At 37.4% G+C, this 13,235-nt stretch carries 11 protein-coding genes; all 11 read right to left on the bottom strand.

Going from position 1 to position 13,235, the window contains the following annotated elements:
* Complete coding sequence (gene murG, locus CKV78_RS01225; RefSeq protein ID WP_005765470.1) at positions 1-1,059, bottom strand: undecaprenyldiphospho-muramoylpentapeptide beta-N-acetylglucosaminyltransferase; 1,059 nt, start codon at positions 1,057-1,059, stop codon at positions 1-3.
* 104 nt (positions 1,060-1,163) lie between these two features.
* Positions 1,164-2,354, bottom strand: a complete 1,191-nt coding sequence (gene ftsW, locus CKV78_RS01220) for a putative lipid II flippase FtsW (protein WP_005765467.1) — start codon at positions 2,352-2,354, stop codon at positions 1,164-1,166.
* Positions 2,355-2,373: 19 nt separating this feature from the next.
* Complete coding sequence (murD, locus tag CKV78_RS01215; RefSeq protein ID WP_005765464.1) at positions 2,374-3,678, bottom strand: UDP-N-acetylmuramoyl-L-alanine--D-glutamate ligase; 1,305 nt, start codon at positions 3,676-3,678, stop codon at positions 2,374-2,376.
* Positions 3,679-3,703: 25 nt separating this feature from the next.
* Positions 3,704-4,786 (bottom strand): phospho-N-acetylmuramoyl-pentapeptide-transferase, encoded by a 1,083-nt coding sequence (mraY, locus tag CKV78_RS01210; RefSeq protein WP_005765462.1) that lies wholly within the window; start codon positions 4,784-4,786, stop codon positions 3,704-3,706.
* Complete coding sequence (gene murF / locus CKV78_RS01205; RefSeq protein WP_005765460.1) at positions 4,780-6,165, bottom strand: UDP-N-acetylmuramoyl-tripeptide--D-alanyl-D-alanine ligase; 1,386 nt, start codon at positions 6,163-6,165, stop codon at positions 4,780-4,782. Before murF ends, mraY begins: the two co-directional genes overlap by 7 nt.
* Positions 6,158-7,639: a UDP-N-acetylmuramoyl-L-alanyl-D-glutamate--2,6-diaminopimelate ligase gene (gene murE / locus CKV78_RS01200; RefSeq protein ID WP_005765458.1), complete on the bottom strand. Its 1,482-nt coding sequence runs from the start codon at positions 7,637-7,639 to the stop codon at positions 6,158-6,160. The genes murF and murE overlap by 8 nt, the downstream gene beginning before the upstream one ends.
* 9 nt (positions 7,640-7,648) lie before the next feature.
* Complete coding sequence (gene ftsI, locus CKV78_RS01195) at positions 7,649-9,457, bottom strand: peptidoglycan glycosyltransferase FtsI (protein WP_005765456.1); 1,809 nt, start codon at positions 9,455-9,457, stop codon at positions 7,649-7,651.
* A gap of 17 nt (positions 9,458-9,474) precedes the next feature.
* On the bottom strand, positions 9,475-9,792 hold the full coding sequence (gene ftsL, locus CKV78_RS01190) for a cell division protein FtsL (RefSeq protein ID WP_005765454.1): 318 nt from the start codon (positions 9,790-9,792) through the stop codon (positions 9,475-9,477).
* On the bottom strand, positions 9,792-10,757 hold the full coding sequence (gene rsmH, locus CKV78_RS01185; RefSeq protein WP_005765452.1) for a 16S rRNA (cytosine(1402)-N(4))-methyltransferase RsmH: 966 nt from the start codon (positions 10,755-10,757) through the stop codon (positions 9,792-9,794). The genes ftsL and rsmH overlap by 1 nt, the downstream gene beginning before the upstream one ends.
* 119 nt (positions 10,758-10,876) lie before the next feature.
* Positions 10,877-11,335 (bottom strand): division/cell wall cluster transcriptional repressor MraZ, encoded by a 459-nt coding sequence (mraZ, locus tag CKV78_RS01180; protein ID WP_005765449.1) that lies wholly within the window; start codon positions 11,333-11,335, stop codon positions 10,877-10,879.
* Between the two features lie 271 nt (positions 11,336-11,606).
* Positions 11,607-13,154, bottom strand: a complete 1,548-nt coding sequence (locus tag CKV78_RS01175; protein ID WP_005765447.1) for a carbon starvation CstA family protein — start codon at positions 13,152-13,154, stop codon at positions 11,607-11,609.
* Positions 13,155-13,235: the final 81 nt, after the last annotated feature.

Here is a 13,235-nt window from a genome sequence, read left to right as displayed (position 1 = left end):
CTAATTTGCTTCTTCAATGATGACATCAGCTACACGTTGTGCTGAAAATGGCTTTGACATTGTTTTTGCTTTAATTGCCATTTCAAGTAATGTTCTGCGATCAAATTGATTTAATAACCGAATTAAGACTTCAGCATTAAGATCTTGCTGTTCAATAATTTTTGCAGCTCCCGCATCTGCTAAGTATTTTGCATTCAAATATTGTTGTCTATCTTTATGTTGGAATGGCACAAAGATTGCAGGTACTCCCACAGCAGCCAATTCGCAGACCGTTAACGCTCCAGAACGACAAATCACAATATCCGCCCACGCATAAGCGTCTGCCATATCATCAATAAACTCAGTGACAGTAACAGAGGCATCTTTTGCATATAATGCTCGTATATTTTCAACTGCACCTTGTCCCACTTGATGACGAACTTCAATTTTATTAGCAAGACCTGCCAGCACTTCTGGCAAAGTCATATTTAATACTTTTGCCCCCTGGCTACCACCAACCACTAATACACGTAATTTTCCTTCTCGCTGTGAAAAGCGTTGCTCTGGCTCTGGCTTTAAAAATAAAGCTTCACGTACAGGATTACCCACGACTTCAGCGTTTGGAAAAGCATTTGGGAATGCTTGTAATACACGTTTGGCAATTTTTGATAACCAACTGTTGGTCAAACCTGCCACTGCATTTTGCTCGTGCAAAATCACTGGCACACCACATAATTTTGCAGCGACACCACCAGGACCTGACACATATCCCCCCATCCCTAACACTGCGTGCGGTCGGTATTGTTTAATAATTTTATACGCTTGAAAAACCGCTCTTAAAATGGCAAAAGGCGCTGTTAGCAACGCTTTAATCCCTTTTCCTCGCAAACCTGAAATTTGAATAAACTCGATCGGAATATTGTGCTTAGGTACAAGTTGAGCCTCCATTCGATCTTTCGTACCTAACCAACAGATATCCCAGCCTTGTTTTTGTAAACATTGCGCAACAGCAATTGCGGGGAAGACATGTCCTCCCGTACCACCTGCCATTACTAATAATCTTTTCTTTTGTGTTGTCACGTTATTTTCCTTTATTATTCTTATCGCAACATAAAATTACAGATAAACCATTCCTAAATTTAGACCAAAAGTGCGGTCTGTTTTCATCAAATTTTCACAAATCTTTAATCGTCACGTAATCTCGCCTGCCCTATTTGCATTAGTCGATTTTCGTGATCGATACGTAATAATAATCCAATCGAAATTGACATAATAATTAAGCTAGAACCACCGTAACTAATTAGGGGGAAGGTTAACCCCTTCGTTGGTAATAAACCTAGCGCCATACCTAAATTAACAAATCCTTGGAAGAAAACCCAAAATGCTATCCCGAATGCTAAGAAGCCTTTGAAACGTTGTTCTTTTTGTAAAGATTCTCGACCAATTTTCATTGCGCGAAAAATCAATAAACCGAGCAAAATAATAATCGCTAGAATGCCTAAAAAACCGAATTCCTCGCCAATAACAGCCATTACAAAATCAGTGTGTGCTTCAGGTAAATATTCTAATTTTTGAACTGAGTTACCTAAACCTTCACCATTAAACTCACCACGCCCAAATGCCATTAGCGAGTTAGAAAGCTGAAAGCCCGTTCCATAAGGATCTTTAAATGGGTCTAAAAAGCCAGTAAAACGTCTTAATCGATACGCTGAAGACACCACCAATACTACAAAAAGAAAAATACCAATTCCAATCAATGCAAGGAATTGAATAAAATGGGCTCCGACAATAAATAACAATCCAAAAGTAATGACAAATAAAACAACAGTGCTTCCTAAATCAGGCTGTATCAGTAATAAAAAACCCATTAGCCCCATTACGACAAAAGGTTTGATTGCACTTAATTTTCGAGAACGAACTTCATCATATCTACGGGTAAAATAACTGGCTAAAAAACAAGTTAGTGCAAGTTTAGCAAACTCAGCAGGCTGAAAGTTAAAGAACAACATTGGGATCCAGCGTCTTGCACCATTCACTTCACGCCCAATGCCTGGAATCAAAACCAGCACCAATAAAAATAATGCTAACAAGAATAAACGCGCATGCCATTGTTCCCATTTTTCAGTGGAAATTTGCACAGTGAAATAAAAAAAAACGCAAGACAGTAAAAGATAAAGTGCATCACGTTTAGCAAAATAAAATGGATCGTTAAATAAACGTGTACCTACAGGAATGGATGCCGAAGAGACTGCCAGCAATCCAATTAACAATAAAACAATGAATAGCCAAAGTAAGGCTCTATCATACATCAAGTTGGTTGGCGTAATTCGTGTCCAACTTTCATATTGCGCTTTAGCTTTATCCCAGAATTCCATTGTTAACTACCTAATTTCTCTAACTTAATTTTGCTAAACGAGTAAATTCATCACCACGTTGTTCAAAGCTCGTAAATTGATCTAAACTTGCACAAGCTGGTGAAAGTAAAACCATATCACCCTCTTTTAAATTTGGGCGTAATGCATTAATAGCTTGTTCCATTGTGTCAAATAATTGACTTTGTTGGCTTAGTTTTGCCAACTGTGCACCATCTTTACCAAAACAATAACAATAAATATGTGGTTGCTGAATTAATGTAGATAATTCTGAAAAGTCTGCCTCTTTACCATCACCACCTAATAATAAATGCAAATGCCCCGCTACTTGTAGACCTGTTAATGCTGCGACAGTGCTACCCACATTAGTTGCTTTCGAATCATTGATCCAATAAACACCATTGGCAAAATGAGCCAATTGGAAACGGTGATCTAAACCCGAAAATTCACGTAGAGCAGTACGAATTCCCTCTAAAGAAACATTTGCTGCTTGTGCTAATGCAATAGCAGCTAATACATTCATATAATTATGGCGACCAACTAACTTAATTTCATCACAAGGCAAAATCATTTCATTTTTTGCCATAAAATATTGTTTACCGTTTTCAGTTTTTAGCCAGTAATCTGAATTTTCTTCACCAAAACTAACCGCACTTTTGAGGCTATCTATTGTAGTTAATGGGTCTTCTGTGTTTACAATTGCTGTTTTTGCATTATGATAAATTCTTAATTTTGCTTGGCGATAATCTTCTAAATCAATATAACGATCCATATGATCTTCTGTGACATTCAATACGGTAGCTGAAGTAGCTTTTAAGCTGTATGTGGTTTCTAATTGGAAGCTTGATAGCTCTAACACATAAAGATCATAATTTTGTTCTAATAAAGATAAAGCGGGAATACCAATATTTCCCCCCATTCCAACTTTTAAGCCTGAGGCTTTTGCCATTTCATAGACTAATGTGGTCACTGTACTTTTACCGTTTGAGCCTGTAATCGCAATAATTGGCTTACTTGCTTCACGACAAAACAACTCAATGTCGCCTATAACCTTAACACCTGCAGAAAGTGCGGTCTGAATTTCAGGTGTTTTAATCGCAATCCCTGGGCTAACCACAATTAAATCACTATCTAACAACCAATCTTGATTTAAACTCCCCTTATGCAACGGCACATTTGTTGGCAATTTATCTGTACCAGTTGGATTTTTACGAGTATCAATTACGCGTACATTGGCTTGTTTTGCTAATAAAAAATCTACACAGGATAACCCTGTTTTTCCTAGCCCAATAACAGTGATTCTCTTGTTTTGATATGAGGTTTGCATAGGTTTTTCTCTATCTTTATTATTTTTAACGCAGTTTTAATGTCACTAAGCCAATCAGCACCAGCATTAAGGAAATAATCCAAAATCTAACTATTACACGTGGCTCAGGCCAGCCTTTCAATTCAAAATGATGATGAATAGGTGCCATACGGAAAATACGTTGCTTACGTAATTTATATGAGCCTACTTGTAAAATTACAGATAGCGTTTCTACTACAAACACCCCGCCCATAATCACAAGCAAGAACTCTTGACGTACTAACACTGCAACCACACCTAATGCACCACCTAATGCTAATGAGCCAACATCGCCCATAAAAACTTGTGCAGGATACGTGTTAAACCATAAGAACCCTAAACCAGCTCCCACAATTGCGGTACAAAATACAACTAACTCAGCGCTAAATTTAATATATGGGATATGTAAATAATCTGCAAAATTCACGTTACCTGTTGCCCAAGCGATTAGCGCAAAAGCACCTGCAACAAGCACTGTCGGCATTATAGCGAGACCATCTAAACCATCAGTTAAGTTTACAGCGTTACTTGTGCCAACAATCACGAAATAAGCTAAGACGATATAAAATAAACCCAATTGTGGCATAATTTCTTTGAAGAATGGAACAACAAGGCGAGTTGCATCAGTATCTTTTCCTATAGCATACATTCCAAATACTGCAATTAATGCGATAAAAGACAGCCAAAAATACTTCCAACGAGCTACTAAACCATCTGTATTTTTACGTGTAATTTTACGATAATCATCAACAAAACCCACAGCACCATAACCAAGTAATACAAACAAACTGAACCAGACATAAGGATTAGCTAAGTTTGCCCATAAGAAAGTACTCACAGTAATAGCAAACAAAATCATAATGCCACCCATTGTTGGCGTACCACGTTTGCTAAAATGGCTTTCAGGTCCGTCATTACGTACTTCTTGACCAAATTTCAACACTTGTAAACGACGAATGACTTTTGGACCAACCCACAGTGAGACTAGAAGTGCGGTTAACAATGCTAAAATTGCACGAACTGTAATATAAGAAATGACGTTAAATCCACTATAATATTGTTGTAAAAACTCACCGAGCCAAACTAACATACAAAGGTTTCCTTCAAAGAATTAATCACGTCCTCCATTTTCATTCGACGCGATCCTTTCGCCAATATGACGACTTTCTGATTTTCTTTTAATTTTTGTTCAATTAACGGCTTTACATAAGCACATAACGTAGCTTTATCTGTAAAATGTTGCCCTAAATTTGCCTGAGAAATGACTGCACTTTCTGTGCCAAAAGATAAGACAAGATCTAAATCTGCAGATTTTGCATAATCTGCCACTTGCTGATGGCAAAGTTGACTATTTTCGCCTAATTCAGCCATATCTCCAACAATTAAAATACGAAAGGCTGAATATTTTTGCAAAACGCTAATTGCAGACTGCAATGAATCCACATTCGCATTATAAGTATCATCTAGTAACAACAAATTTTCACAAGGTTGAATTGGGAATAAACGCCCTTTCACTTGTGAACGCATCTCAAGCCCTTTTTTTACTTGTGTTAAAGATGCTCCTACATTCATCGCAAGTGCAGTCGCAGCCAAGGCATTTTTCACATTATGTTCACCTAAATAAGGCAAGCTAATGTGAATCTGTCCTTGTGGTGTATGTAATTCAAATTCAGAACCTGATTCATTAAATTGCACATTATCTGCATAAAAATCCGCAGTCGCATCTTGATAAGCAAAATATTGTATTGCTCGCTCACCGATTTCTTGAGCCCATTTTATTGAATAATTATGTTCTTTATTGATGATTGCCACACCAGAAGCAGGCAACCCTCGATAAATTTCACCTTTTGCTTGCGCTACACCTTCAATACTACCAAAACCTTCTAAATGCGCAGCAGCAACATTATTAACTAATGCAACATCTGGTTTTGCCAATGAAGTAGTATAGGCTATTTCACCTTGGTGATTTGCACCAAGTTCAATCACTGCAAATTGGTGCTCTGGCGTTAAACGTAATAATGTGAGTGGCACGCCAATATCATTATTAAAATTGCCTTCAGTAAACAAAACTGTATCAGAATTGACCGCACTTTTTTGCAAAATACTTGCGGTCATTTCTTTCACTGTCGTTTTGCCAGAAGAGCCCGTCATGGCTACAACAAGAGGATTAACGGTTTCTCGCACCCATTTTGCTAGTTCACCAAGTGCTATTTTTGTATCTTCTACTACTAACTGTGGTACATCTAAATGGGAGTTTATTTTTTGTACAACTAATGCAACCGCACCTTGGGCTACGGCTTTATCTAAATAATGGTGAGCATCAAAATTTTCACCTTTTAACGCAAAGAACAGACTGTTTACAACCATTTTACGTGTATCTGTACTGATATTTTCAACTTCTACTAAGCCATTCCCGACAAGCTTTGCATTTAAAATTTCTGCTAGTTTTTGCGTATTTAATTTAAGCATACCGACTCACATCAAAATATTTCTTTACCATTTCCTGATCAGAGAAATGGTGTTTTTGTTTACCAATGATCTGGTAATCTTCATGTCCTTTTCCTGCGATTAAAATCGTATCTTCAGGGTCAGCTTGTTCAATCGCAAATGCTATAGCTTGCTCACGATCGTGTAAAATCTTGACCGCACTTTGATCCTCAAAACCGAGCAAAATATCTTGCATAATTTTCTCAGCCGCTTCAGTTCTAGGGTTATCATCCGTCACAATCACTTTATCTGCCAAACGTTCTGCAATATGTGCCATTAAAGGGCGTTTACCTGTATCACGATCTCCGCCACAACCAAACACACACCATAATTGACCTTGGCAATGTAAACGCGCAGCTTGGAGTGCTTTTTCTAACGCATCAGGCGTGTGTGCATAGTCTACAATTGCGGTTGGTTGGTTGCTTTGAGTAAGCATTTCCATTCTTCCGCATACACCAGTAAGACTCGAAGCGGTTCGTAAAAGTTCATCAAAATCGTAATCAAGTGATAGCAATGTCGCAAAAACCAACAATAGATTACTTACATTAAATTCACCAATTAATCCGCTGTGCAACTCGCCATTACCCCAACTCGATTCAAATTGAATATGCGCACCTTTGTTGTTAAATGTTATCTTCGTTGCTTTTAACCATTTTTTCTGAGTGGGATGAAAATCTTCTCTACAACTGACTGCAACTGCGCTACCTAATTCCGCCAACCACTCTACGCCGACAGGATCATCCGCATTGATGATTTGGTGTTTTGGTTTTAATTCAGTAAATAAACGTTTTTTTGCAGCTGCATAATTTTCCATTGTTAAATGGTAATCAAGATGATCGCGGCTTAAATTGGTGAAAATCGCCACATCAAAATCTAAAGCTTCAACACGATGTTGCACTAAACCATGTGAAGAGACTTCAATTGCTACAAAATCTGAACCTTGTTCAAGAAACTTCGCTAATGATGATTGAATTTCAACAGCAGATCCTGTTGTATTTGCTGCCTCTTTAACTTGACCAAATAAACCATTACCAATAGTGCCCATTACTGCACTAGTATGCCCAAGTAATTTTGTCCATTGTGCTAATAATTGCGATATCGTGGTTTTACCATTAGTCCCTGTTACACCAATTAAAGTTAATTTATCTGATGGATAAAGATAAAAATGATCTGCAATTTCAGATAAACGTTGTGCAAGCTGATAAAATTGGATTACTGGCACATCTTGGTGCCATTCAATTTGTAAATGCTGATCTGCATTATCTGCTTCTGACAAGACTGCGCTTGCACCTTTCTCAATCGCTTGTGAAATATATTGTCTTCCGTCAACTTGATGACCTTTCAAAGCAACAAAAAGACAGCCTGGCTCTGCCGTGCGGCTGTCTAAAATCATTTCAGTCAATTTAATCGTTTTTGGGACAATCGCTTGTCCCAAAAGTGCGGTCAATTTTTGCATAATTTTTTCTTAGTTTATTTTAGGTTGATTGTTATCTTGACTTAAACGCACTACACGTTTTGCCGTTTTCTCTTGTGGCATAGCATCTGGTGGCACGTTATTTGCACGTAATGCGTAGCCCATAATACTGGAGAATACTGGCGCTGAAATTGCACCACCATAATATTGTCCTGCTTGTGGATCATTAATTAGCACAATTAAAGCATAACGAGGATCAGAAACTGGCGCCACACCTGCGGTATACGCAATATATTTATCCACATAGCGACCATTTTCTAATTTTTTGGCAGTTCCCGTTTTTATACCTACCCGATATCCATCAACCATTGCACGTTTATTCTTGATTGCCACTTTTTCCATCATATTGACTACGTCACGAGTAATCTTTTCTGAATACACGCGTTGTCCAATCACAGGTGGGTCAACTTTAGTAATAGAAAGTGGACGATAAATACCAAAACTACCCAAAGTCACATAAGCACGTGCAATTTGTAATGGGGTCGCATTGATACCGTATCCATAAGCCACGTTTGCACGTTCAATATCAGACCAACGTTTACGATTGGCATTTAATAAACCAGATTGCTCACCAATCAACCCTAAATCTGTTGGTTTACCTAAACCTGCACTTAAGTAAGTATCCATTAATGCAGATGGTGGCATACGCAATGCTAAACGACTCACACCACGGTTACTTGAGTTTTCTAAAATTCCATCAAGGGTTAATTGATCTCTAGGTGCAACATCACGAATTTCGTGTCCATTTAACACCAATGGGCCCGTATTAATCACTTCATTACGTTTTACAACACCTCGTTGAAGTGCAGCTAAGACAACAAAAGGTTTTACTGTTGAACCAGGTTCGAAGGTATCAGTAATAGCACGATTACGCATTAACTCCGCTTTTGTCCCCACTCGATTATTTGGGTTATAAGAAGGCGCATTTGCCATTGCTAACACTTCACCTGTGCGCACATCTACAAGTACCGCAGTGCCAGACTCTGCTTTATTTTCTGCTACAGCTTTCTTAATTTCACGGTAAACCATTGACTGTAACTTCTCATCAATACTTAAAGTCACATCTTGAGCATCATATTTTTTGATATCAGCAATATTTTCAACGATATTGCCATATTTATCTTTACGGACAGTGCGAGAACCCGATTTACCAATAAGCAGTGAGTTGAAGCTTTTTTCAATACCTTCGATTCCCTCACCATCTATGTTTGTATAACCAATTAAATGTGCAGCCTCTTCCACACGTGGGTAAAAACGGCGATGTTCAGTTTTTAAAGTAATTCCTTTAATTTTTAATTGTTTAACATAATCAGCCACCGTCGGTGAAACTTGGCGAGATAAATAAACAAAGCGTGCTTTTGGATTTTTCTCAATACGTTTTGACATTTCGTTATGTGAAATATCCAATACATCAGATAGCGCTTTCCAACGTTCTTTATCTTTTAAGGAGTTTTCTTCAAAAATGAATTTTGGATCGGCAACAATAGAGTACATTGGTACACTTACCGATAATAGCTGACCGTGGCGATCGAGAATTGCACCACGTGTAGATTGAATTTCTTGAGTGCGTAAAGAACGCTTATCCGCTTCATCTGTTAATGAATCGGAGTTTACGATTTGAACATAAGCCGCTTTTGCGATTAATGCAGTTAAGCACACTAAAATTGCAAATAAAGAAAAAATATAACGTGTTTTTAAAAAACTCTTTTCATAAACCACTTTCGGTTTATTTGGCTTAATGGCTTCGGCTTTGGTATTTTTTATTTTTTTCGTTTTTTTTGTTGTATTAAATTTAACCATACTACCACCCTAAACTCTTACTCAACGATCAACACTTCTTGTTCTGGTTGTACACGCTTCATACCTAATTGATGCGCTATCGCTTCAATTCGGGTGTTATCACTTTGTGTTGCTTCCTCTAATTTCAAGTTTAAAAATTCATTTTCTAATGATTGATGAGCAACAATTAATTGCCCATTTTCTGCAACTAAAATACGAGTTTGGTGGGTTAGCCAAACTGTACCTAATGCAGTCACCACAATCGCAAACAACAATGCAATAACAATCTTATTTGCACTGAATAAATCTTCGATAATAATGTGATGTAGTGGATAACGTGTATTGTTTTCTAACATTAGATTTTCTCCGCAACACGTAGCACTGCACTGCGAGAACGAGGATTATTCGCTTGTTCCTCTTCGCTCGGCATAATTGCTTTTCCAATCGTTTTTAAAGTTTGTGAACGTTTTATTTGATCTTCACGTAACGGTAATCCTTTCGGAAGACTTTCACCCTTACTCTGCTTACGCATAAAATGTTTCACCATACGATCTTCTAAAGAATGGAAACTAATAATCGACAAACGACCTTCTGGTGCTAATACACTTAATGCAGATTGCAAGACACTTTCTAATTCATCTAATTCCGCATTAATAAAAATACGAATTGCTTGGAAGCTACGTGTCGCAGGATGTTTATGTTTATCTTTAAAAGGCACTGACTGCGCAATTAATTCAGCCAGTTGCAACGTACGAGTAAGAGGTCCGCTACCATTTTGCTGCGCACTTTTGTTGTAATTCACAATCGCGCTTGCGATACGTTTTGCAAAACGCTCTTCACCAAATGTTTTTAACACCCAAGCCAAATCGGATTCAGAGACTTGTTGTAACCATTCACTTGCCGACAGCCCTTGAGTCGTGTCCATACGCATATCCAGTGGACCATCTTTCATAAAACTGAAACCACGCTCCGCTTCGTCAAGTTGTGGAGATGAAACACCAAGATCTAACAAAATGCCGTCAATTTTTCCTGTTAAACCTAATTTTTCACAAATTTCAGGAATCGCAGAGAAGCTATTATGTTCAATATGAAAACGAGCATCTTGAATTTTATTGGCTTCAGCAATCGCACGAGGATCTCGATCGATAGCGATTAATCGACCATTATCAGATAATTTTGAAAGAATTAAACGAGAATGCCCACCTCGTCCAAATGTACCATCGATATAAATACCTCTTTCTTTCAATGCAAGACCATCGACCGCCTCATTTAATAAAACGGTGATATGTTCAGGCGACGAAAAAGTATTTTGCTTATTCATAATAATTACCAATGGTACAAAATAAAAAGGAAATAAATCTTAAGATAAGATAAGGCGGCGCCAAGCGCCGCTTATCCTTTGCTAGTGCTGCTGTTCTGTTATTGGAAAGTTGCCTTTCTTTATAATGACAGCATTTTTAATTCATTAGATTGTGCAAATTGCTCACTTACACCCAGCGCAAGATCTGCTTCAATTTGTCTATTCCAAACGGACTCGTTCCAAATTTCAAATTTATTTAATTGCCCAACCAGCATTAAATTTTTTTCAAGATTCACTCGTTGGCGTAAAGTCGGGCTAATTAAAATACGACCTGCACGATCTAATTCACATTCAGTGGCATGACCAATCACGACACGTTGTAACGCTCGTGTATTGGGGTCTAAATTAGGTAATGCTTTAATCTTTTGTTCTATATTTTCCCATTCTATTAAAGTGTATAGCACCAAACAAGGTTGCTGAAGATCAACAGTACAAACCATTAAACCTTGGCTCTCTTCTAAGATCTCAGAACGGTAACGTGTTGGAATTGCTACGCGCCCTTTCGAATCTAGATTAACCGCTGTTGCTCCACGAAACATTGAATTCTTTCCTTAACTTTAACCTTATAGGGTGACTAAATTTAGGAAGCTTTAAACAATTTTTACCACAAAACTCCACTTTTTACCACTTTTCTTAAGTTTAGTATTAGTTTGCTCAAGTTGCAAGCAATTTTATAGTTTGAGCTAGTAAAGTTATGTATATTTTTAATATTAAAAAATATGTAAAAATGAAGCACTTAATAAGGAATTCTACAAAAGATTAAAAAGGAAAAAGCTCCCAAAAAGGAGCTTTTATTAATGTGATATGCTATTAAAAATTTTTAGATAAATCATCAACTAAGGCATCTGGGTCTTTATCACCTAAAGGTTTAAGCATTGTGAAGAATAATACTGCACAGAATAGAGTTAAACCAAGACCGATATAAACTGAAAGTTGATAATCTAGATTGAATCCAATTTTGTTATACGCTAAGTATGTAAAACATACTGCACTGATGAACATTGCTGGGATTGTACATATCCAATGGAATTTATTATAGCGATATAAGTAAGCCGCCGCAGTCCATAACATTACCATTGCAGTTGTTTGGTTTGCCCAGCTGAAATAGCGCCATAATATACTGAAGTCAATTTTCGATACAATGAAACCTAATACGAATAATGGAATAGCAATAATTAAACGTTTAGCTAATGTTTTTTGCTCTAATTTGAAGAACTCTGCAATAATTAAACGTGCTGCACGGAATGCTGTGTCACCAGAAGTAATTGGTAATACAACTACACCAAGAATTGCAAATACACCACCAATAGCACCTAAGAAGTAAATTGATGAATCATATACTACTTTTGATGGAGAGCCTGCAGCGATGGCTGCTTGTAATTCATTTGGATCTTGATAGAAGCTTAAACCAACAGCACACCATACTAACGCTATCACACCTTCAGCAATCATCGCACCGTAGAAAATGAAACGACCTTCTTTTTCATTTTGCGCACAACGTGCCATTAATGGTGTTTGAGTTGCATGGAAACCAGACAATGCACCACAAGAAATTGTTAAGAATAAAAGTGGCCAAATTGGAACATCACCTTTGGGTTGGAAATTTTCAAAGAATTTATGTGTTTCTACACCACCAATTGTACGGAAAAATTCTATTGGCTCTGATGAATTTAAGTGACTACTTACTAAACCATAAATCATACCAAAAGTCATAAACAGTAATAATGCCCCAAACAGTGGGTAAATACGACCGATAATTTTATCGATTGGTAATAAGGTTGCAATAATGTAATAAACGAAAATAATCGCAGTCCAGATAATCAGCACAGTGGCTGCATCATAACCGAATACCGTCGCAGCTGCACCAGCACTTTCAACAACACCTAAATTATCCATTGTAATAGTACTTAACAATTTCGCAGGGCTTGCTACGAATACAACACCCACAAGAAGTAATAATACAACAGCAAGCAAGTTAATGAATGATTTTACTGGGGTACCTAAATAGCGACCTGCTAACGTTGGCATTGATGCTCCACCGTTACGCACACTTAACATACCACAGAAATAATCATGCACCGCACCAGCAAAGATACAACCGATAACGATCCATAACATTGCTACAGGTCCATATAATGCACCAAGTATAGGACCAAAGATTGGACCTGTACCAGCAATATTTAATAATTGAATTAGCCAAATTTTCTTAGTTGACATTGGCATATAGTCAACACCATCTTGCATTGTGTATGCTGGTGTTGTTTTTTTAGGATTGATGACAAAAATCTTTTCAATCACTTTACCATACACAAAATAGCCTAGGAGCAATATTGCGACGCAAAAGAAGAACCATAACATAATTAAATACCTTAAATAAAAATTAAAATAAATTTTACCAACAAAAAGCAGTGTGTATTTTATTTCACTTGTGATAACGAA

It is taken from the genome of Pasteurella dagmatis (genome assembly GCF_900186835.1).
Taxonomy (GTDB): Bacteria; Pseudomonadota; Gammaproteobacteria; order Enterobacterales; family Pasteurellaceae; genus Pasteurella; species Pasteurella dagmatis.
The sequence above is the reverse complement of the archived record's forward strand: the minus strand, read 5'-3'. Positions and strand labels throughout refer to the sequence as shown.